Annotated in this window: 17 protein-coding genes; 14 read left to right on the top strand and 3 right to left on the bottom strand. The window is 52.1% G+C overall.

What is annotated here, in order from left to right:
* Nucleotides 1-80 precede the first annotated feature (80 nt).
* Nucleotides 81-500: a MarR family winged helix-turn-helix transcriptional regulator gene (locus tag VF724_RS06280; protein WP_371753368.1), complete on the bottom strand. Its 420-nt coding sequence runs from the start codon at nucleotides 498-500 to the stop codon at nucleotides 81-83.
* A 288-nt stretch (nucleotides 501-788) separates the two neighbouring features.
* Between VF724_RS06280 and VF724_RS06275 the strand changes: the two genes are divergently transcribed.
* The 4 genes from VF724_RS06275 to VF724_RS06260 all read left to right on the top strand — a co-directional run bounded on the left by VF724_RS06275 (nucleotide 789) and on the right by VF724_RS06260 (nucleotide 6,638).
* A complete protein-coding gene (locus tag VF724_RS06275) occupies nucleotides 789-2,036 on the top strand; it encodes an MFS transporter (RefSeq protein ID WP_371753367.1) in 1,248 nt (415 codons plus the stop codon).
* A gap of 335 nt (nucleotides 2,037-2,371) precedes the next feature.
* Nucleotides 2,372-4,072 carry a DNA repair helicase XPB gene (locus VF724_RS06270; protein ID WP_371753366.1) on the top strand — a complete coding sequence of 567 codons (1,701 nt, stop codon included), beginning with the start codon at nucleotides 2,372-2,374 and terminating at the stop codon, nucleotides 4,070-4,072.
* Complete coding sequence (locus VF724_RS06265) at nucleotides 4,069-6,066, top strand: helicase-associated domain-containing protein (RefSeq protein WP_371753365.1); 1,998 nt, start codon at nucleotides 4,069-4,071, stop codon at nucleotides 6,064-6,066. Before VF724_RS06270 ends, VF724_RS06265 begins: the two co-directional genes overlap by 4 nt.
* 125 nt (nucleotides 6,067-6,191) lie before the next feature.
* On the top strand, nucleotides 6,192-6,638 hold the full coding sequence (locus tag VF724_RS06260; RefSeq protein ID WP_371753364.1) for a YlbF/YmcA family competence regulator: 447 nt from the start codon (nucleotides 6,192-6,194) through the stop codon (nucleotides 6,636-6,638).
* 29 nt (nucleotides 6,639-6,667) lie between these two features.
* Here the strand turns inward: VF724_RS06260 and VF724_RS06255 are convergent, their stop codons facing one another.
* Nucleotides 6,668-7,687, bottom strand: coding sequence for an asparaginase (locus VF724_RS06255; RefSeq protein ID WP_371753363.1), 1,020 nt, complete (start codon nucleotides 7,685-7,687; stop codon nucleotides 6,668-6,670).
* A gap of 58 nt (nucleotides 7,688-7,745) precedes the next feature.
* On the opposite strand from VF724_RS06255, the gene VF724_RS06250 reads away from it, so the two are divergent.
* From VF724_RS06250 to VF724_RS06225, 6 genes are all read left to right on the top strand, one after another.
* Nucleotides 7,746-8,009, top strand: a complete 264-nt coding sequence (locus tag VF724_RS06250; RefSeq protein ID WP_371753362.1) for a YlbG family protein — start codon at nucleotides 7,746-7,748, stop codon at nucleotides 8,007-8,009.
* 173 nt (nucleotides 8,010-8,182) lie between these two features.
* On the top strand, nucleotides 8,183-8,620 hold the full coding sequence (locus VF724_RS06245) for a hypothetical protein (RefSeq protein WP_371753361.1): 438 nt from the start codon (nucleotides 8,183-8,185) through the stop codon (nucleotides 8,618-8,620).
* Nucleotides 8,621-8,859: 239 nt separating this feature from the next.
* Complete coding sequence (locus VF724_RS06240; RefSeq protein ID WP_371753360.1) at nucleotides 8,860-9,771, top strand: selenium metabolism-associated LysR family transcriptional regulator; 912 nt, start codon at nucleotides 8,860-8,862, stop codon at nucleotides 9,769-9,771.
* A gap of 174 nt (nucleotides 9,772-9,945) precedes the next feature.
* On the top strand, nucleotides 9,946-10,785 hold the full coding sequence (locus VF724_RS06235; RefSeq protein ID WP_371753359.1) for a PHP domain-containing protein: 840 nt from the start codon (nucleotides 9,946-9,948) through the stop codon (nucleotides 10,783-10,785).
* Nucleotides 10,786-10,970: 185 nt separating this feature from the next.
* Nucleotides 10,971-11,873 carry a UTP--glucose-1-phosphate uridylyltransferase GalU gene (gene galU / locus VF724_RS06230; RefSeq protein ID WP_371753393.1) on the top strand — a complete coding sequence of 301 codons (903 nt, stop codon included), beginning with the start codon at nucleotides 10,971-10,973 and terminating at the stop codon, nucleotides 11,871-11,873.
* Between the two features lie 5 nt (nucleotides 11,874-11,878).
* Nucleotides 11,879-13,225, top strand: coding sequence for a UDP-glucose dehydrogenase family protein (locus VF724_RS06225; protein ID WP_371753358.1), 1,347 nt, complete (start codon nucleotides 11,879-11,881; stop codon nucleotides 13,223-13,225).
* A gap of 169 nt (nucleotides 13,226-13,394) precedes the next feature.
* On the opposite strand, the gene VF724_RS06220 is transcribed toward VF724_RS06225, so the two are convergent.
* The gene (locus VF724_RS06220; RefSeq protein WP_371753357.1) at nucleotides 13,395-15,143 is read right to left on the bottom strand and encodes an Rqc2 family fibronectin-binding protein; all 1,749 of its coding nucleotides are present in this window, start codon (nucleotides 15,141-15,143) and stop codon (nucleotides 13,395-13,397) included.
* A 225-nt stretch (nucleotides 15,144-15,368) separates the two neighbouring features.
* Between VF724_RS06220 and VF724_RS06215 the strand changes: the two genes are divergently transcribed.
* The 4 genes from VF724_RS06215 to VF724_RS06200 all read left to right on the top strand — a co-directional run bounded on the left by VF724_RS06215 (nucleotide 15,369) and on the right by VF724_RS06200 (nucleotide 22,190).
* Nucleotides 15,369-18,140 (top strand): calcium-translocating P-type ATPase, SERCA-type, encoded by a 2,772-nt coding sequence (locus VF724_RS06215; protein ID WP_371753356.1) that lies wholly within the window; start codon nucleotides 15,369-15,371, stop codon nucleotides 18,138-18,140.
* 228 nt (nucleotides 18,141-18,368) lie between these two features.
* Complete coding sequence (dapF, locus tag VF724_RS06210) at nucleotides 18,369-19,202, top strand: diaminopimelate epimerase (RefSeq protein WP_371753355.1); 834 nt, start codon at nucleotides 18,369-18,371, stop codon at nucleotides 19,200-19,202.
* A 177-nt stretch (nucleotides 19,203-19,379) separates the two neighbouring features.
* On the top strand, nucleotides 19,380-21,272 hold the full coding sequence (locus tag VF724_RS06205) for a bifunctional homocysteine S-methyltransferase/methylenetetrahydrofolate reductase (protein WP_371753354.1): 1,893 nt from the start codon (nucleotides 19,380-19,382) through the stop codon (nucleotides 21,270-21,272).
* 30 nt (nucleotides 21,273-21,302) lie between these two features.
* On the top strand, nucleotides 21,303-22,190 hold the full coding sequence (locus tag VF724_RS06200; protein ID WP_371753353.1) for a YicC/YloC family endoribonuclease: 888 nt from the start codon (nucleotides 21,303-21,305) through the stop codon (nucleotides 22,188-22,190).
* Nucleotides 22,191-22,377 lie beyond the last annotated feature (187 nt).

Below are 22,377 nucleotides of genomic sequence, written 5' to 3'. Positions count from 1 at the left end.
GATGAGTCGAATAGCGGGGCAATCTGCACATCTATAGGAAGCGGGAGCTGGCTGGAACCGGTTTTCGCTTTTTTTGCGTCTTAGTCAATGAAAGTGCGGTTGAATTTAGTCAACAAATTTCCGAAAAGCTGCCGTTCGTCTTCGCTCCAATGCTTCAGCAGTTCTTTTACACGGGCCATGCGCGCTTGCTTATACTGGTGCAATTGCTTGGCACCTTTGTCCGTGATTTCAAGGGAGTATGCCCTGCCGTCCGAGGGATCCGGTATTTTGCGGGCATATCCTTTCTGCTCCAAAGCCGCCGTTTGTCTGCTCACCGTGGATATATCCAGATGAAACTCTTCCGCTAAAGCCTTAACTCCGGCGGATCCGTGAGCGGATATTTGATGGAGCAGCAAATACGCGGACCTGTCGAGATTCCCGACCTTTTTATCGTTCGATGTAAGCCGTCGCGCAAGAATTGCCAATTCGATTTCAATGGTTTCCATTGAATGCTCGTGCATAATCCGCACCCCCTTTTTCATTTCTTTCATTTTTAGCCCAAGGTAACATACAAGGGAACGAAAACAATTGACACCCCGCATTATAATTGTATAATACAATTATATAGTTTCATAATACAACTTTATTTTTCAAAAAGTCAAATACATGAAAGGAAGATCATTTATGCAAGCCTATGAAATTATGATCGACCAGGTGTATAAGGTGAAGGAAAACGAAACGGTCCGATTATCGAGAAGTTCATCGAGCATAGGATCAGAAAAATATATACAATTTAAAGGAGTGCGAGTATGACAACATCGACATCAAAACCAATCAAATCACCGGCTTCTCCATCAATTTCATCTATTCAACAAAAGGAAATTTTTTTTAAGCAACCCAGGGCCGTTTGGGCCGTTTTTTTTGCTTGTGTGATCGCATTCATGGGACTTGGCCTTGTCGATCCGATTCTGCCGGCTATCGCCAAAAACCTCGAAGCCTCGCCGAGTGAGGTTACCCTGCTGTTCACCAGCTATAATGCCGTCATGGCAATAGCCATGCTGGTCACCGGCGCGATTTCGTCCAGAATCGGGATCAAGCGGACGCTGCTTGCAGGCATCATGATCATTGCTTTATTCTCGGCCCTCAGCGGGTTTTCCAATGGCATTTGGAAGCTTGTCCTGCTTCGGGGGGGCTGGGGACTCGGCAACGCACTGTTTGTTGCGACCGCTCTATCCGCGATTGTTTCCTTATCCAAATCCGGCACCGCTCAAGCAGTCATTTTATATGAAGCGGCGATCGGGCTCGGCATCTCGGTAGGTCCGCTGCTCGGCGGAGAACTCGGCTCCATTTCCTGGAGAGGGCCGTTTCTCGGCGTCGCTTCGCTGATGGTTATCGCTTTTGTCGGACTGGTCCAATGGATGCCGAAATCCAACATGCAATCTTCTACACGATCCAAGACCTCCTTGCTCGATCCTTTCCGCGCGATGACGCACCGTTCTCTTGTCGTTTTCGGTCTTGCGGCTTGCCTGTACAATTTCGGTTTTTTCACTTTATTGGCATACGCGCCTTTCGTCATGAATCTGGATGAGCATGGCTTGGGTTATGTCTTCCTTGGCTGGGGTATTTTGCTGGCTGTCACGTCTGTGTTCATGGCGCCGAAGCTGCAGCAGAAGTTCGGAACGATTAAATCCATACGCGTGATGTTGTTTTTGTTCGGTCTTGTCCTGTTGGCGATGGGCATCTGGACGTCGATACATTGGGTGGTTATTGCGGCCGTTATCGGCGCGGGAGCTCTATTGGGAAATAACAATACGCTGATTACAACAGCCGTTATGAATGCCGCCCCGGTCGAGCGCTCGACCGCATCCGCCGCTTACAGCTTCCTGCGTTTCATTGGCGCGGCTGTGGCTCCATTTTTGGCAGGCAAACTGGCCGAGTGGTTCAATCCGCATGTTCCGTTCATCGTCGGCGCGGGCTTTGTCATGGCAGCGGTACTGTTTATCGGGCTCAATCAGAAGCATCTGAAGCATGTCGATTATGTCGGATCTGCCCATTAAAGAGGGGAGATCAGGATGCCGTTCTTACGATTTAAAGGCCTTGAAAAAAAATCTCATTGAAAAAATTTCACCGCGGATCGCAGAGGAATTTTCCAATTCTGTGTTAAGTGAATACGACTATAACGCACATGTCTTTTTTGTGATACTTTCACCGGCTCTTTACTATAAAGCAGGCAAACCGCTAAATGAAATTCCTAAAAAGATAACGAACTGAAACGATGACTTTCTGGCTTATGCAAATTGCGGCCACTCCAACTTACCAATCAAACCATGTTTAATTCCTTTCGCAAACCTTCATACTATAGAGGAGAAAAACGGTAATTGGAGGACATTCGATGTTTGATGACAGCCGTCCGCTGATCGTGCAGCGGGATTGCACCGTACTGCTGGAGGTAAGAAACAATCAATTTGCAGAAGCCAGAAATTTATTGTCCGGAATCGCATATCTGGTGAAAAGTCCGCTGCAGCTGTATACATACAGGATTACCCCGCTTTCTCTATGGAACGCGGCAGCGGCGGGAATGAAAGAGCATGAGATTATTGAAAAATTGCGCTCTTATAGTAAACTCCCGCTTCCCGGCAGCGTGGAAGCCGAAATCCGCAAGCATATGGGACGTTACGGCTGCATCCGGCTGGAGCCGGACGGGGGCCGGCTGCGTCTTGCATGCGGCAACGAAGATGTGATGAACCAGCTGCTGGCTTTCTCTTCCTTAAGTTCTTATATGTCTCGTGTCGACGGATCGTCCTTGTCCTTGTCCGTGGAACCGCAGTTTCGTGGAATCGTCAAACGGGAACTGACCCGGCTCGGCTTTCCGGTCATCGATCTTGCCGGATATCACGACGGAGAATCGCTGCCGATCCGGCTGCGAAAGTTCACCTCGGGGGGCAAGCCGTTTCAGCTTCGAGACTATCAATTGGAAGCGGTCGAAGCGTTCTATCGGAAGGACAGTGTATACGAAGGGAGCGGAGTTCTCGTTTTGCCCTGCGGGGCCGGAAAAACCGTCGTCGGCATTGCCGCGATGGCCCGTTTGAACACGGCAACCTTGATTCTGACAAGCAGTGTGACCTCCGTTCGCCAATGGAAGAAAGAATTGCTGGACAAAACGGATTTGAACGAACAAACCATCGGCGAATACTGCGGACCCAGCAAGACCGTCCGTCCGGTGACGATTGCGACCTATCAAATTTTGACGCATCGCAAATCCAGCGATGATGAATTTGTGCATATGAAGCTGTTTAACGAAAGAGATTGGGGGTTGATTATTTACGATGAGGTTCATCTGCTCCCGGCTCCGGTATTCCGGGTCACGGCGGGAATTCAGGCGACACGCAGGCTGGGCTTGACGGCGACATTGGTAAGAGAGGATGGATGCGAGGAGGATGTTTTCTCTCTGATCGGCCCCAAATGCTATGATGTCCCCTGGAGGCAGATGGAAGAACGGCAGTGGATTTCCGAGGCGGTGTGCAGGGAAATCCGGGTGCCTTTCAGCGGACAGAGCCTGGAGGAATACCGGCGGGCGGGCGCTAGAGAAAAGCATCGTATCGCAGGGGAAAATCCGGCCAAAATCCTTGCCGTTCAAGATTTGCTCCGCAAGCATGCAGGGGACCGCATTCTGATCATCGGGCAGTATATCAGTCAGCTCGAGCAGTTGGCCTCAGAGCTGAACGCTCCTTTGATCTGCGGAAAGGTTCGTCATGAACAGCGTGAAGCGATATATGACCGTTTTAATCAAGGAGAGATCCCCGTGCTGGTGGTTTCCAGAGTGGCCAACTTTGCGGTGGATCTGCCGGATGCCAATGTAGCGATTCAAGTATCCGGGAGCTTTGGTTCAAGGCAGGAGGAAGCCCAGCGTCTCGGCCGTATTTTGCGGCCCAAACAGGGGGGCAACCAAAGCTTCTTCTACAGTCTGGTGACGCTGGATTCCAGTGAACAGGAATTTTCGTTGAAGCGTCAGCTGTTTCTTGTTGAACAGGGCTATCGTTATGAAACGAAAACTGTCAATGAAGCGGCTCAGGTGGGGATGGTTTCGTTATGAACTATACCGATATCCTGCTGAAGATGCCCAAGCAAGCTCAGTATTCTTTGCCTGCCGATTACGCCGAAGCGTCGGCAAAAATCGGGAAGGCTTACGCATCGCTCTATCATTTGGAGCGAAAAACGCTGGATATCATCATTCAAAGACTCGGCATCCTGCCGTTTGAATGGAGTCAGCTGCGGAAGGCTTCCGCTGATGATTTGACGGAGGCCGAGTGCAAGGTCGGCCTTGCCCGATTGCGCAGCAGGGGGATCGTATTTGCCTATAAGAAGACTTGGGGAGAACGGTTTTTTTTCATCCCTTATGATTTGTATCCGTTTTGGCACATGCAGGCGCTGCCGGATTTGTATACGGACGGTTGGGAGGAGGCTTCCGACGGTGTGGAGGTGGCATGCAGCAAGCCGCACCAGCTTGCCGATTCCCTGTTTTTACTGCTTGCTTACATTGCCCGGCATCAGCCGCCGTTGAACAGAAACGGGTCGATTCATAAACGGCACATGCAGCAGATGGAGGAACGCTTGAATCTGCATGCGGAAGTGTTGGATCGCCTGGAGGTAGGCCATTCTGGTTCAGAGACTTGCTCGAGCTCGTTTGCCGTTGTTTTTGATATTTTGTTGAGATACGGGTTGATCGCTAACGAAGGGGATAGGCTGGGCATCCGTCTTCCCGAGCTGGCCGCTTGGCTGAGCCGTTCGCGTTCGGAAACGGAAGAAGAGCTGCTGCAGCTGTGGTATCAAACCCGTATGCCCAAGAACCTGCTTGTGCAGCATGCGACGATTGCCATGCAAAAGGCGCCCGTAGATCGATGGATATCGCTCAAACGCTTCGCGGAGCGCCTCTTGCTCCCGGATATGCGGAGTCTCGGACAGTTTGATCCGATTTCGGCGGCGGCTGCGATCAAAGGGCAATGGCTGGAGCCGCTGGCGGAAGCAGGGTTTATCGACATCGGCTGCCGCTGCGGCGAGGACTGGCATTTTCGCTGGAGAGTCGGTCCGCAAAGCGTATTTTCGGCTGCCGTACAGGACGAAGGGGAGACGGAAGGGGAAACGAAAGCCTTTTTCCGGCAGGAGGACGGTCAATTTTATGTCCAACCCGATTTTGAGCTGGTTATACCTCCTCCGGTTTCGTACCGGATCCGTTGGGAGCTGGAAAGCATGGCCGATCTGGTTCAGACGGGATCGTTCTGGCAGTATACGCTTTCCAAGGAAAGCGTGATGAGGGCTTTGGAGGATGGGAGAGACGGGAAGCAGCTGCTGGATTTTTTGGAACGGCATGCTAAATACGGCATTCCGGACAATGTCAGGGAGGTTTTGCAGCATTGGAGCAGTCGGCATTCAGAGGTCCGTCTGCTGACTATAACCCTGCTGCGCTGCAAAGACAGCTCCGCAGCGGAAGCAATAGCAGCGGATTCGGGAATGGTCGCGCATATTTTGGAGCGGATCGGGGAGCTTGATTTTATCGTGCGTTCCGAGCGGCTGGACCATTTGCAAAAAGCCTTGGAGCAATCCGGATATATGTCAAGAAGAGATAAGACGGGAAAGGCTGCGAAGGAACCGAAGGCCGCATTTCCTTCTTTCATTCGACATGAACCCGGCTGCGGAGATGATTCGGAACTTCTGTGCCCGCAACCGTTTTGGAAAGCGCACGGATTTGTTCCCGCTGCCTATCCGGTCATACCCTACGATTTGGATATTTCGGTTCCGAAACTGGATGAAGTATATCCGCAGCTTCGCGACATTCCGGCAATGTGGTTGAAGGATCTGCGAAGGTATCATGCTTCGACGGCAAGAGAACTGCTGGAGAAAGCGATCGCTTGGGGAGCCTATGTCAAAATCGTTACCGGCGAGCAGCAGCTTACCCTATTGCCGAAGCGGCTTGAGGACCGCATGCAGACATGGAGCGTTATCGGGTTATTCAATCGCGAGGAGATTCGTTTGACCGCTTCGGAATGCGGGGAAATGCAGTTGATATTGCCGGGAATCAATGATCAATGAATGGCTTCCAGAAACCTGCAGTTGATGCTTGGGAATGTATGATCAATAATAGAAAATAAATTTAAACTTTTTGTGAATTTCATGTTATGATGAAAACAACAATGTAAAATTGGGGTTGAGTACCAATGGGTGTCATGGAACAACATGCGCTGGGCATGGCTGCGGTATTACTGAAAGCATATGAAATCGGCGATCTGATAAATCATTCACAGGAGATCGGGCAGTATCTGGACGCAAGGCGCAATATGCAGGACAGCGAAGAGGTGCAGGCGCTGATTCGGGCCTTGGACCAAAAAAAACGGCTGTACGAGGAATGCCAGCGTTTCGGTCATTTTCACCCCGATTATCATGCTGCCCTGGAAGAAGCCCGGAAAGCCCAAAAAGCTTTGGACAGTCACGCGCTTGTCCGGGAGTTCAAGCAAGCCGAAGAAAGTTTGGACGATCTGCTTTATTCCGTTTCCAAAATGATTGCCCACTCCGTTTCCGAATCGATTAAGGTGCCAAGCAATCAACTGCTGCCTTCATCGGGCGGATGCGGATCGGGAGGGAGCTGCAGCGGAAACTGCGGTTAGGCCCTTACCTGAAGGGGTGTACGAGTACTTCAGTTTGCCGCTGACGATTTTAATGTGAACGCGGGCTCTATCCTGCCTACGTTTTGACCCTGCCAGTTGGAATGGGCGGGAGTATGAAACGGCTGCAATGCTGCCGTCTCTTCGTCATTCAACAGATGCAGCTGCCGGAGCGTTTCCGTCACCGTCGGATACAGCGCCCGCTTGGCGCCGTCCTCGACTTTGACGGCAATGCCCCAGCCCCGTTCGGGAATTGCCAGGGCAAAGACGCCTTCAGCGCCCATTTTGCCAATGATCCTGCCTCCGGTCACCTCAATCAGACGGGTGTCGAAACGGTTTGTTCCGGCAAGATAAAACGGTTTACGCCGTATGCTGCGCAAAATCCGATTGCAGGCCTCCGACCTTTGCTTGGAAAGCCCGTCGTTTTTGCTCAAGCGGGCAAATGCGAGAGCGAGGCGGCTAACCGGCAGCCCGAATACGGGAACGCCGCAGCCGTCCGTTCCGAGCGGGATTTGGGACTCAGGCAAATCTGCCATTTCGGCCACCGCGGACAGCATGCGCTTCTGTACGGGATGTTCGATGGAAAGATAGCGGTCCGTCGGGACGCCCATGAATTTGGCAAGAGCCAGCATTCCCGAGTGTTTGCCCGAGCAGTTGTTATGCAGGGAGGAAGGCTCCTCCCGTCTTTCGGCCAATGCTCTTGAAGCAGCGGAATCAAAAGGCGGATGAACTCCGCACTGCAGATATTCAGGTCCAAGGCCCGTCTTGGCGAGAATCGACAGTACGGCATTCAGGTGGGCCGGTTCGCCGCTATGGGACGCGCAGATAACGGCCGTTTCTTCATCCGAGAATTGATAAAAATCCGCAGCCCCCGATTCGACGACGGGAATGGCTTGCAGCAATTTGGCCGAGGATCTTGCGAAAGTGACGATTTCTGGATTTCCCAGACTGTGCATTAGCCGTCCTTGGTGATCGACGACTGCAATATGTCCCCGGTGCCGGGATTCGATCAAGGATCCTCTGATCACATGAACGATGGTTTCCGCATCCATACGCTCATAACTCCTTTCAGTAAGAACATAGAATATTAGTAAAAGCGAGGTTGTTCGAATGATTCCCGAACGCAGCGGATTAATTGTATGGATCAATGACATCAAATCCTCAAGAGTGCTGGAGCGTTACGGCACCGTTCATTATGTTTCCAAAAAAATGCACTATGTATTATTGTATGTTGATGCCGTAAAGGAGAAAAAGGTTGTTCAGGACATACAAAAACTGCCTTTTGTTAAAAAAATTGAAAAATCGCTGCGCAATGAAATCAAAACGGAATATAACAGTAATATTCCAGATAAAACTAGGTTTTACACAATCTAAATGAGATCTTTGACCGGCGCTTCGTCCTATTGGCATCTCTTCTTTGCCTATCCCGGGAAAAAAGAACGAAAACAATTGGAAAATTTCATGATATAGAGTAAAATGAACTAAAGATTACATAGGCATAAAGACTCAATAACCCATTTTTTTAGTGAAAGGGGTTGAGCACGTCCATGAAAGATAAAACGATGACGCGTTGGAGCACGTACGAGCCGTTTTATGCCATACTCGGGGACAAGAAGATCGCTGATATCGTCATCACCAATCATGCCTTGAACCGTTGGACGGATCGCGTGGATCGGAATAAAGCCGCAAGCGAAGAAATCTGCAATTATCTGTGGGATAAATTAAAGCAAGGCGAAGTGGTTTCCTATTATCGGAACGAAGAGGATGTCTATCTTGTGGAAGACGATCTCGTCATGGTTTGCGAGTTCACGGAGCTGGAGAATGAAGCGGATCTGGCCGGCGGTCCCGTTCACAAAATGATCGTCGTCACATTTTTGGGCAGAATGTCTGAAACGATTGAATTAAGGGATCTCAAATCTTATTATTCCTGGCTGAGGCATTCCCGCAGAATGACGCTGATCAAAAACAGCCGCAAAAGAAAATAACGGATGATCTTTTCACCGTTTTAAGCATGCTGGTTCGTGAGCATGCTTTTTCTTGTTTTAGGGCTCGCGATGAAATTAGTTCCACTTTTGGCGGCAAAGTATCAAGCGGGTCTATGGATCTTTGCAGCCAATTTAGTGGAAGTTATTTCAGCGCGATGCCTTAGCGGCGATTTTCGCTTCGGGTATTCGCAAATGCCGCGGATACAGATATAATTTCTATATGAAAGGCTGGTGAGAGGATGTCCGTCAATTTTCATCAACTTCACATTTTTTATACCGTTGCGGAAAAAGGAAGCTTTTCTTCGGCCGCGAATGCCTTGCATATGACGCAGCCCGCAGTCACGATGCAAATTCAAGCGCTGGAGGAGTATTACGGCACCAAATTATTCAACCGCTCCACCAAAAAAGTCGAATTGTCCGAAGCCGGCGCTGCGCTGCTGCCGTATGCGAGAAAAAGCATTGAGCTGGCCAAGGAGACGGATGTGGCCATGTCCGAATTTACGACCATCATCGAGGGCCGCCTTCAGCTCGGAGCCAGTCTGACGTTCGGGGAATATTTTTTGCCCCGTTTGTTGGGGAGCTTTAACAAGTCCTATCCGAATATTACGATCAGCGTAAAAGTGATCAATACACGTCAGATTTTGGACGACATCTTGAATCATCAGTTGAATTTCGGTCTGGTGGAAGCGCCGATCGACCATCCCGACGTGCACACGGAGCCGGTCATGAGCGATGAATTGAAGCTGATTTTTCCTTCGGGTCATCCGCTCGGGGAGCTTAAAGTTCTGCGTATTGAAGACGTTCTTGGTTATCCGTTTGTGCTCCGCGAACAGGGCTCCGGAACTCGCCAGGTCATGGAGGAAGAAATCGCGCGAAAAGGATACGATTTTTCCAAAATGAAAATTGCAATGGAGCTGGGCAGCACGGGAGCGGTCAAATCGGCTGTAGAAGCGGGTCTCGGCATTTCCATTCTGTCCGAATCCTCCGTCAAACACGAGGTGGCGCTTGGCCTGCTGAAGGTCAGAAGCATTGATGAACTGCAATTCACCAGGAACTTTCATGCCATTTATTTGAATTCCAGCATCCTTCCGCTGTCCGCGGTATCCTTTCTCGCCTTTTTGCGGCGGAAGGAATTTGAAAGGATCTTGTAGCAGTCTTGCAGGATAAGCTTAAACTTTCCGTGCTCATCCCTTATCCCTTCCATACATTATTGAATAAATATTTCCGATGCGCCCAGATGCATCAGACAGATTTCCGGCGAAAATTTAACACCGTTTTTATATCAGGTTAATCTTTGCACGATATGATGAAAGAGAGGTTAATCTATGGAGCGAATGCTGGCGGATCTTCATACGCATACAACAGCGTCGGACGGGACGAACGAACCGTCCGGCAATATCCGTTTGGCCAAAGAAGCGGGTTTGGGGGCTGTCGCGATCACTGATCATGATACGGTGGCGGGAATCCCCGAAGCGCTGGAAGCCGGCCGAAAGCTCGGCGTGACCGTCGTTCCCGGTGTGGAAATCAGCACGGTCGCCAACGGGCAGGATATTCACATTCTTGGCTACTACATGAATATTGAGGATTCCGCGTTTCTGCAGAGGCTGGAGGAATTGAGGCGTACCCGGGACCGCAGGAACGCTTTGATCATTGACCGACTGTCGGAGCTGGGCATGTCCGTCTCGCTCCAGGAAGTGATTGATGCGGCGAACAAGAACGGCGCCGGGGAAACGATCGGAAGGCCGCATATTGCCGCAGTTCTGATTGCCAAAGGATATGTCCGGACGATGCGCGAAGCTTTTGACCGGTATTTGGGCAAGAGCGGAAAAGCCTATGCCAATCCTCCGAGAATTCATCCTGCGGAAGCGGTCGGATGGATCCATGAAGCGGGGGGAACGGCAGTCGTTGCGCATCCGGGGCTGTACGGAGACGATCTGCTGATCGGGCAGCTGATCGAACAAGGGATTGACGGAATTGAAGCCTTTCATTCCGATCATGCGCCGGAGGATGAGCTGCGGTACTCCGAGCTTTGCCGCCGCCATCGTTTGCTTATTACGGCCGGCTCCGATTTTCACGGCGAAAAAGACGGCGCCGTGTTTCACGGATCAATCGGCGCGAGGACGGTTGATATGCAAGTGCTTCGCGATTTGAGCAAACGCCGGTAGGAGTCTGTCCGATATTAAAATCGGGAATTAACCGCAAAAATCGAATCATATTCCTGGTTTTAACAGAGGTGGAGTGCCATCCCTTTTCCGGAGTAACCATAAAACTGAATAAACATTCGCAATTTTGATTTCATCGTAAAGACTCCCAAGCATGTATTTTCAAGAAGTCAAGGACAAAGGAAGTGATGCGGGTGATACGCAAGGCGATTATTCCGGCTGCGGGCTTGGGGACGCGTTTCCTGCCGGCGACCAAAGCGCAGCCGAAGGAAATGCTCCCGATTGTTGACAAGCCGGCCATTCAATACATCGTGGAAGAAGCGATCGCTTCCGGTGTCGAGGACATCATCATTGTGACGGGGCGCAATAAGCGCGCGATCGAGGATCATTTTGACAAATCCGCCGAACTGGAAAACATTCTCGAAGAAAAGGGCAAAAGCGAGCTGCTGAGCATCGTCAGGAATATTTCCAATATGGTGGACATCCATTATATCCGGCAAAAAGAACCGCTGGGCTTGGGCCACGCGATCTTGTGCGCGCGGAAGTTTATCGGAAACGAACCCTTTGCCGTCCTGTTGGGAGATGATATTATCCAATCCGATCCGCCATGTCTGCAGCAGATGATTCAGGTCTATAATCAGGTGCAAACCTCGGTTATCGCGACTCAGGAAATTCCTTGGCAGGATGTCAATAAGTACGGCATTATTTCGCCCTCCCGCGAAACGGATCATGGCAGTATGCCGGAATGCTGCACATCGATCGAGGATTTGATCGAGAAGCCGGACAGGGAGCAGGCGCCCTCCAATATCGCCGTAATCGGAAGGTATATTCTGGAGCCGGACATTTTCACCGTTCTCGCTGAGCTGGCGCCCAGCAAGGGAGGAGAAATTCAGCTGACCGACGGGTTGCGGATCCTCAACCGCGTCAAAAGGATGGTCTCCTATGTATTCGGCGGCAAGCGCTACGACGTCGGCGACAAATTGGGCTACATTCAGGCAACGGTTGAATTTGCGCTGCAGCGAAACGATCTTCGCGACGAATTGCAGGACTATTTGCGTTCTTTGCTGCGTGAAAACAGTACAAGGGAGTGAAGGCTGTGGCGGAAAAGGTGGCTGTCATCGGCACCGGATATGTCGGCCTGGTTACCGGAACATGCATGGCGGAGGTCGGGCATCACGTCATCTGCGTGGATCGGGATCAAGCCAAAATCGAGATGCTGAAAGCGGGGGAAATCCCGATTTTTGAACCGGGCTTGCAGGAGCTTGTGGAAAGCAACATGCGGGCTGGGAGATTGAGCTTCAGCGTGAGCATGGCGCAAGCCGTGAACGAGTCCGATTTTATCTTCATCGCTGTCGGTACGCCTTCGCTGAGAAACGGCGACGTCGATCTGAGCCAGGTGAAAAGCGCCGTCATGGAAGCGGCCCAGCATGTCAACGGCGACAAGATCATCGTGATCAAGAGCACGGTTCCGGTAGGAACATGCCGGCAACTGGAGGAATGGATACGCGGCAGCTTCGACACGGACTGCCGGATTGACGTCGTATCCAATCCGGAGTTTTTGAGAGAGGGCTCTGCCGTTTACGATACGTTACACAGCGATCGGTTGGTTATCGGCTCCGCCGTCGAAAGGGCCGCCGAACGTGTCAAGCGGCTGCTGGAGCCGTTCGACGCGCCGATGATCATCACCGACCGGGAAACCTCGGAATTGATCAAATATGCTTCGAATTCTTTTTTGGCCACCAAGATCTCGTTCATTAATGAAATGGCCAACATTTGCGAGAAGGTGGGAGCGGATGTGAAGGTGGTCGCCCAAGGGATGGGCATGGATCAGCGCATCGGTCCCCAGTTTTTGAAGGCTGGTATCGGGTACGGCGGCTTTTGCCTGCCGAAGGACACGAAAGCGCAGCTCAGGCTGGCCTATGCGGTGGATTACGATTTCAAAATCATCCGCGCGGTCATTGAAGTCAATCAGCTGCAGCGCGAACGGTTCGTCAAGAAAATCGAGCGCGTGCTGGGCGGTTCGCTGGAGGGCAAAAGGCTGGCCGTAATGGGTATTGCCTTCAAGCCGGAGACCGATGACATCCGGGATGCGCCTTCGATCGACATTATCGAGCTTTTGGAGCATCGCGGAGCGGTCATTCAAGCGTACGACCCGGTTGTCGGCCAGCAGACCCATCCGTCGCTGAAACATCTTGTCGTGGAAAAGGACCCGTACCGGGTCCTTCAAGGCGCGGATGCGATGGTGATTATCACGGAATGGCGCCAGCTGGCGGATATGGATTGGGAGCGGGTCAAACGCGAGCTCCGATCCCCTGTCATTATCGACGGCAGGAATATTTTTGAGCCCGGCCAAATGGCCGGACTCGGGTTCGAGTATTATTGCATCGGCCGTCCTGGAAAAATGCGGCGGGTGGAGGAACCCCGAAGCTCCGCATCCTTCTAAGAACGTGTTCATAAAGGGTAGCGAAGAAAAGGGGTGTGCCGGAGGAGCGGAAGCGTTCGCCTTTGAAATCGTAAAAATAACCGCTAAATAGAATCCTGTTTTTACGATTTCAACAGCGACCGGAGGCACACCCCTTTTGCGCAGCGACCCAATTTTTTGAACACGCTCTCTATGGCCAGCCGGTCTGCTTGTTCAGTTTGTGGATTTGCTGCTCATCCGGAGTGACAAACAGCGTTTTTTGATGGTCGTAAACGACATAGCCCGGCTTGGCTCCGTTGGGCTTGCGCACATGGCGAATGAGCGTATGGTCCACCGGAACCAGACTGGATTCCCGGGCCTGGCTGAAATATGCGGCCAGCTGGGCGGCTTCGAACAGCGTCTGCTCGCCATAGCCGGAGCCGCTGATGACGACATGCGATCCGGGAATATCCTTCGTATGCAGCCATGTGTCCGACGGATGGGCGAAGCGGTTCGTCAAATAATCGTTCTGCGTATTGTTTTTGCCGACATAGATCGGAATCCCTTCGCTGGAAGTATAGCAGTGAAGGAGAGGCCGGTCGTTTTTCTTCTTGGACCGTTCCTTGGCTTTCTTCAACCGGATGTAGCCCTGCTCGGCCAGCTCCTCGCGGATTTCCCCGATATCGTGCAGCGACGCGTGATCCAGCTGCTGAAGCAGCGTCTCGATGTACGCGTTCTCCTTTTTCGCCATGTCCATTTGCTCGTGCACGGCGGCCAGACTGTTTTTCATCTTATTGTATTTTTTAAAATATTTCTGGGCATTTTCAGAAGGCGTCAGCTGCGGATCCAGCTCGATGGCGATGGTTTGCTGATGCTCGTCGTAATAATTGGTCACCTCGACCCGCTTGTCTCCGCGTGAAATCATGTGCAGATGGGCGGTCAGCAGTTCCCCGAGAATCCGGTATTTGTCCGCATCCCTTGCCTCCTCCAACGTTTCGCGCAGTTTGTCCAGTTTTTTGGCGTTCTTGCTTTTTTCGTTCTTCAGCAGGCGGTGCAGGTCCGATACTTTTTGTTTGACCGTGTCCCGTTCAACTTTTTCCCCGTAATAAGCCTCCAGGCATTTGCTGATGGACGAGAACGTCGTCCGCTCTCCCTCCAGATGGGTAAGAGGCACGGCGGAAAAGTGGAGTTTTCCCTGTCCGGTGATCACGATGTTGGGTTCGTATTGATGAAGCCTGACCTTCTCCATCAATGCATTGAATCCCTTCCACAGTCCGGCGGGATTTGCCGGATGTCCACTCAGATGGACTATTTCCTTGGCCAACAGCGGACTGATTCCGCTGAACAGCTCGACGATTCGCTTGTCGGCAGTATGCCGTCCGGCTTCGCCCGGAGGATTCTGCGCTGTCATCAGTTCGATAAACTGCCGTTCATCAACTTCCAGCGGCGAAGCTTTATGCTGGTCGGGCGGGGCCGCATAAGGGCTGCCCGGCAATACGACACGGTAGGAGCTGATCGCCGGCGTCACATGGCGGATGCCGTCCAGAATCGTCTGCGTCTGCGTGTCTATGAGAATGATATTGCTGTGCCTGCCCATCAGCTCGACAACCAGTCTTTTGATCCGTACGTCGCCGAGTTCATCCCGATGCCGGATATCGATAGTTATGATTCTTTCCAAGTCGGCTTGACTGACCGATTCCACAATCCCGTTCTCCAAATGCTTGCGAAGCAGCATGCAGAACATCGGCGCCTCAAGTGGATTCATATAGCTGTGTTCGGTGAAATAAATCCTCGGATAGGCCGGATGGGCTGAGAGCAGCAGCTTGACATTGCTTCCGCGGGTGCGGATCTGAAGGAGAATATCGTGCTCCGTGGGCTGATAGATTTTTCCGATACGTCCGCCTGTAATGGCTTTCAGTTCATCAACTGCGGCATGAATGACGATTCCGTCCAGTGCCATCGACAACTCCCCCGAATACTCGTATTTTTCCGATTTAACTATACTATGAAGCTCGGGCATATGCAAAAACTTCAGCGGAACTTGGGATATTTTCCGGCTTGTCTGAATACAACTCTAGTACAGGCTGATTTAACGGATAAGCACTGCCGCATGCCGTTCGGAGTCTTCCGTCGACTTGAGCGGAAGGTGAGGCTGCCGTGCATTTTTTAGGGAGGGAAACAGGTGATGAGCCAGAAACAAGTGTACCAACTGTCGACGAAAGAAATCCTGTCCGCGTATCAACTGCAGCCGACAAAGGGGCTTTCGGATAAAGAAGCGCGGGATCGGTTGGAGCAATACGGCCGGAACGAACTGTCCGAAGGGAAGAAAATTTCACCTTTGACATTGTTTTTAAACCAGTTTAAAGACTTTATGGTGTTGGTGCTGGTAGGCGCCACATTGATCTCCGGAATGCTTGGCGAATATCTGGATGCGATCACGATTGTGATGATCATCCTGATGAACGGGATTCTCGGATTTGCCCAGGAATTCCGCGCGGAGCGTTCGCTCAGGGCGCTGAAGGCGCTGTCCGCGCCGGTTGCCAAGGTCATCCGCAACAGCGCAGTCATGCAGATCCCTGCCATCGAGCTGGTTCCCGGAGATTTGGTCCTCCTGGATAACGGAGACCGGATCCCTGCGGATATCCGGTTTATTGAAACCAATAATTTGTACGTGGAAGAGTCGGCATTGACCGGTGAGTCCGTACCCGTGGGCAAACACAGCAAGGTGATTGACGAAGAGGATGTCCCCTTGGGGGATCAGAAGAATATGGGATTTATGGGGACTATGGTGACAAGGGGAACGGCTCAGGGCGTTGTCATCCGCACCGGCATGGATACGGAGATGGGGAAAATCGCCGATCTCATTCAAAATACGGAGGAGATGCAGACCCCGCTGCAGCAACGCCTCGAGCAGCTCGGCAAAATTCTGATTGCCGTTGCCATCGGGCTTACCGTTATGGTAGTCGTTGCCGGCATTATGCACGGGCAACCCGGATACGGCATGTTCCTGGCCGGTGTCAGCTTGGCTGTGGCCGCGATCCCGGAGGGGCTGCCCGCCATCGTAACGATCGCTCTGGCGCTCGGTGTGCAGCGGATGATCAGGCGCAAGGCGATCGTGCGCAAGCTCCCCTCCGTGGAAACGCTTGGTTGCGCTTCGGTCATATGCTCGGATAAAACCGGAACATTGACCCAGAACAAAATGACCGTAACGCATGTTTGGCTGGGCGGGAGGGTGCTGGAACTGAGCGGCTCCGGTTACGAGCCTAACGGGGAAATCAAGGAGAACGGCTCACCCGCCGATATGAAGTCCGACCAAACCCTAAGGCGGTTGATGCAGGTTTCGGTCTTGTGCAACAACGCATCGTTGCATGAGGAATATCCGGAAACCGTGAAAAAGAAAAGCAAAGCTCCGGCGAAATCGACATGGGCGATAAAAGGCGATCCGACCGAAGGGGCGCTGATCGTCATGGCAGCCAAGGCGGGGATCACGAAAAGCCACCTGCAGGGGATGTATCAAAGGCTTCGCGAATATCCCTTCGATTCGGAACGCAAGCTGATGTCCGTGCTGGTCCAGCATCAGGGAGGGCAGTTGATCTGCACCAAGGGCGCCCCGGATGTGCTGTTGCAAAAATGCACCTATATTCTATGGCAGGATAAGGTGGTTCCGTTTACGGAAACGCTCAAGCAAAAGGTGATGGGCGCCAACGAGGCGATGGCCCGAAATGCGCTGCGTGTGCTTGGGTTGGCCTATCGGGAGCTTCGTTCCACCGATCCCCAGGAAACGGAAGAGGAGGTGGAACGGAACCTGATCTTCGTCGGCCTTACCGGAATGATCGATCCGCCGCGCGCGGAAGTGCGCGATGCGATCGTCACTTGCAAAAAAGCGGGCATCAAAACCGTGATGATTACCGGAGACCACCGCACCACCGCCGAAGCGATCGCCAAGCAGCTCGGAATGATTCCCCCGAAAGGGCTGACCGTTGACGGGCAGCAGCTTTCGGTGATGTCCGAGGAGGAATTGGATGCCAAAGCGAATGATATTTATGTATATGCGAGAGTATCTCCTGAGCATAAAATGCGGATTGTCAAATCGTTGCAAAAAAATGGCCATGTCGTGGCGATGACGGGAGACGGGGTCAATGACGCGCCGGCCATTAAAGCGGCCGATATCGGCATTGCCATGGGGATTACAGGCACCGATGTAACGAAGGAAGCCTCCGCGCTGGTGCTGAGCGACGATAATTTCTCAACGATCGTTGCGGCGATTGAAGAAGGCAGGGGCATCTACGAGAACATCCGCAAATTTATCCGCTATCTGCTTGCCTCCAATGTCGGCGAGATCCTGACCATGTTCATTGCGATGATGGCCGGAATGCCACTTCCCCTTGTGCCGATCCAGATCCTTTGGGTCAATCTGGTGACAGATGGCCTGCCGGCGATGGCGCTGGGAGTCGATCAGGCTGAGAAGGACCTGATGCAGCAAAAACCGCGTCCGGCCAAAGAAAATATTTTCGCCAGAAGATTGGGCTGGAAAATCATCAGCCGCGGCATTCTGATCGGCTTGTGCACGCTCGGCGCCTTCTGGCTGAGCTATCATCAGGATGGGGACGATTCTGGCAACTTGGTGCGGGCGCAAACCGTCGCCTTCGCGACCCTGGTTATGGCCCAGTTGATTCATGTGTTCGACTGCCGGAGCAGCAGTTCGGTGTTTCACCGCAATCCGCTGCAGAACAAATATTTGGTGCTGGCTGTTCTTTCATCGGTCGCATTGCTGCTTTGCGTCCTGTATATTCCCGAACTGCAGCCGATTTTCCGGACCGTTGATTTGGGGCTTGAGGAATGGATTCTCGTCATGACCGCTGCCGCGATTCCGACGTTCCTGTTCGGATTGGGCAGCGTACTGAAGTTGCCGCCGAAAAAGAAAAAAATTCAATACTCCAAGAGAATAAGCGCATAGAAATTGTGATTTTCGTGAAATTCCCGCCTAGACGTCCCATGCCATTTCCATTGCACCGGCAGGGTGATGAAAATGGCACACTGAAGCGTCCTTGAAGAATTCACTGGAATTTCAATGTTTTAGCGGAAGTGAATTTTCAAGATAAAGCTATCCTTAAGCCGAAATTTGCGTTATGATAAGAGTTAGTCTAAATACGCAAACCTTAAGGTGCAAGGAGATTGAGAAGCTATGGAATTTACGAAAATGCATGGACTCGGCAATGATTTCATCGTCGTGGCCGGTGAGGAGCATCCTCCGGAAAACGTGGCGCAGCTGGCGATCGACCTCTGCGACCGGAATTTCGGAATCGGCGCGGACGGGCTTGTATATATTCTTCCGTCGGGCAAAGCGGATTACATGATGCGGATTTTCAATCCCGACGGATCGGAAGCGGAGCAGTGCGGAAACGCCATTCGCTGCGTGGCCAAATATGTGTATGACCATCATATGGTGAACCGCACCGACATCACGATCGAAACGATTGGGGCCGGAGCTCAAAAGCTGTTGTTGAACGTAGTTGACGGCAAGGTGGCCACAGTCCGGGTGGATATGGGCGAACCGGTCCTTAAGGGCGTTCAGGTCCCGACAACGATCGATCAAGAACAAATTATCAGCTATCCGATCGAGGTGGAAGGAAGGACGTTTCACTTCACCGCCGTTTCCATGGGCAATCCCCACTGCGTCATCTATGTCGAGAATGCCAAGGATTTCGATGTAAACTATTGGGGGCCGAAACTGGAGAAGCACCCACTGTTCCCCAAAAAAATCAACGTCGAATTCGTTACCGTCAATTCTCCGGAGCATGCCGACATGCGGGTTTGGGAAAGAGGCGCGGGACCGACGTTGGCATGCGGCACAGGCGCCTGCGCCACACTGGTGTCTTCCTCGTTGAACGGGCTTACCGGCCGGACGGCGACGATCTCGCTGAAAGGCGGAGATCTGCATATTGAATGGAGCGAAGAGGATAACCGCGTGTACATGACGGGTCCTGCCGCGGAAGTGTTTAAGGGCACGCTGCTCTGATTGCGATTTCTTAATTATGGCGGAAATCACTTTCCGCTTGCTCGGGCGGAAATTAAGTTTCCGCTCTTTTCGTTATTTTTTGGCTGAAACTAATTTTCGAGTCGGAAATCTCTTATGTTTCCAAAGCATTTGTGATACAGTAGATTTACTATTTTTTGAGGATGGGTGGGAACGGATGTGAAACCTGATCTGCGGCAGGCGCTTAAAGAACGGATCCTGGTCGGTGACGGTGCGATGGGAACGTATTTGTACCAGCTCGGGTTTCCGGTCGGGATATCCTATGAAGAATTGAATCTCAGCAGACCGGAGGTCATTGCGGAAGTCCATCGGCGCTATTACGAGGCCGGGGCCCGAATCATAGAAACCAATACCTTTTCGGCCAACCGCGAGAAATTGTCGAAATACGGCTTGGAAGGCGAAGTCGAAGCGATCAACCGGGCCGGGGTGAGCATCGCCAGAGGGGCGGTCGGTACGGACGCTTATGTGGTCGGTTCGGTCGGCTCGATTCGCGGCGGTTTGCGGAAAAATATGCGGACTGAACAGATCAAGCAGGATTTTAAACATCAGATTGAACTGCTGCTTGATGCGGGAGTCGACGGAATTTTGCTGGAAACCTTTTACGATCTGGAAGAGATGCGGATAGCTTTGAAGATTGTGCGGGATTTGAGCGATGTGGCGGTGATTTGCCAGTTTGCCACGGAGGGCGTCAGCAGGACACAGGACGGGTACACCATGACGGAAGCCTTTGATCTGCTGATGAAGGAAGGGGCGGATGTAATCGGCTTCAACTGCCGCTCCGGACCGAACGGCATCCTGCGGTCGATGGAGTCGCTGCCGGAATTGCGGCAGGCGCCGTTGTCCGTGTTTCCGAATGCAGGTATGCCCGATTATGTGGATGGGAAAATTACCTATATGGCGACGCCGGAATATTTTGCCGAGTGCTCGCTGAAGTTTGCCGATCTCGGCTCGCGGATCGTCGGGGGGTGCTGCGGCACCACACCCGAACACATCGCCGCGATTGCCAAGGCCGTGCAGGGCTATCAGCCGGTTGAACGGGGCGATTCGGCAGTGAAGCTTGCGCCCGAAGAGGATGCGGATGGCGGCCCTGCAGTCGAGATCGCGGAACCGGGAGAACCGGACGCCGGGGAACCGTCGATCCTTGATCTGGTCCGGCAGCGTCACACGGTGATCATTGAACTGGATCCTCCAAGGGATTTGGATATCGGCAAATTCATGGCGGGCGCTGAAGCGCTGAAAGCTGCGGGAGCGGATGCGATCACCATGGCCGATAATTCGCTGGCGCTCACGCGAATGAGCAATTTGGCCATCGGTACGCTGATCAAAGAAAAGCTGGGAATTCGGCCGCTCGTGCATATTGCCTGCAGGGACCGGAATTTGATCGGCACCCAGTCGCATTTGATGGGTCTTGACGCTTTGGGCATCAACCACGTTCTGGCGGTGACGGGAGATCCGGCGCGCTTCGGAGACCTTCCCGGTTCCAGTTCGGTATATGACATGACGTCCTTCGAGATCATCCGGATGATCAAACAGCTGAACGAGGGACTTGCATTCTCCGGAAAACCGTTGAAGCAGAAGGCGAATTTTGTCGTCGGAGCGGCCTTTAATCCGAATGTCAAGCATTTGGATAAAGCGGTTCAGCGGCTTCAGCGGAAGATCGATTCCGGAGCCGATTTCATTATGACTCAACCGGTTTACGATCCTTTGCAGATCGAACAGGTGTACGAAGCGACCAAACATATGAATGTGCCTATTTTCATCGGCATCATGCCGCTGGCCAGCGGGAGAAACGCGGAATATTTGCACAACGAGGTTCCGGGCATTCAGCTTTCCGATGAGGTCAGAAGGCGTATGGCCCATTTGGAGGGAGAGGCCGGGCGCAAGGTCGGTCTGGAAATAGCCGAAGAATTGCTTGATTCGGCGATGAAGGTTTTCAACGGAATTTATTTGATTACTCCTTTTCTCCTGTATGAAATGACGGCGGAATTGACGAAATACGTGTGGAAGAAGACGAATCGCCGGGATTTCCACTTGTCCCCATTACTAAAATGAATTAGAATAGTAAAATGGATGTGATTCTCAATGATTCACAGTATGACCGGATTCGGACAGGCCGGAGGAACGGCTTGCGGCTTCCATGTACTGATTGATCTGAAATCCGTCAATCACCGCTACTGCGAGATTATGGTCCGTATGCCCCGCGAATGGGCGGCTCTTGAAGAACGGTTCAAAAAATCGATCCAATCGCTGGTGAAGCGGGGCCGCGTTGACGTATTCGTCACTGTCGAGCGGGAGGTGGATGCATCCCGAACCGTAGAAGTCAACTGGCCGTTGGTGGACGGACTGCTGAAGGCGGCCGAACAATTATCCGCACGGTATTCGTTTCAGGATACGCTTTCGCTGAAAGACCTGCTGAGCGTCCCGGAAGTCATTCGCATAGACGAGAATGACCCGGAGGATTCATCCGACGAAATGGAAGACTTGTTGATGAAATGCCTGCAGGATGCATTGAACCAACTGATCGAGATGAGGGAAACGGAAGGAAAGCATCTTTTTATAGATTTGGAAGAGCGCATAACCGTTCTGGAGTCTTTATATGAGGATATGATGCGAACCGCTCCGCGGGTTGTCGAGGAATATCGCGACAAGCTCATGCATCGGATTCGCGACGTGCTGGCCGATTCGGCGGCTTTTGATGAAACGAGGTTTGCCATGGAAGTTGCTTTAATGGCTGACCGTTCGAACATCGAAGAGGAGCTGACCCGTTTGCGGAGTCATTTCCGGCAGTTCAGGCAGCTGCTGCTGGCGGCGGACCCTGTTGGAAGAAAGCTGGACTTTTTGATTCAGGAGATGAACCGTGAAGTGAACACGATCGGTTCCAAAGCGAATCATTCCGGACTTGCCGCTAAAGTGATCGAAATGAAAGCGGAAATGGAGAAAATTCGGGAGCAGGTTCAGAACATTGAATAAGGGCTCGCGATGAAATTAGTTCTACTTTTGACGGCAAAGTATCAAGCGGTTTAATTGATCTTTGCCGGCAATTTAGTAGAAGTTATTTCATCGTGATGCCTAAGGCAGCGTGGCTGTGCAGAGCAGTGGAGTATGGGCTTCCGGGGATCAGGCAAGAATAGTGCCATGTATTTCGGTGATTTTGGGT

Origin of the sequence: Ferviditalea candida, assembly GCF_035282765.1 — a bacterium.
GTDB classification, from domain to species: Bacteria; Bacillota; Bacilli; order Paenibacillales; family KCTC-25726; genus Ferviditalea; species Ferviditalea candida.
This window is presented reverse-complemented; position numbering and strand designations above follow the sequence as displayed.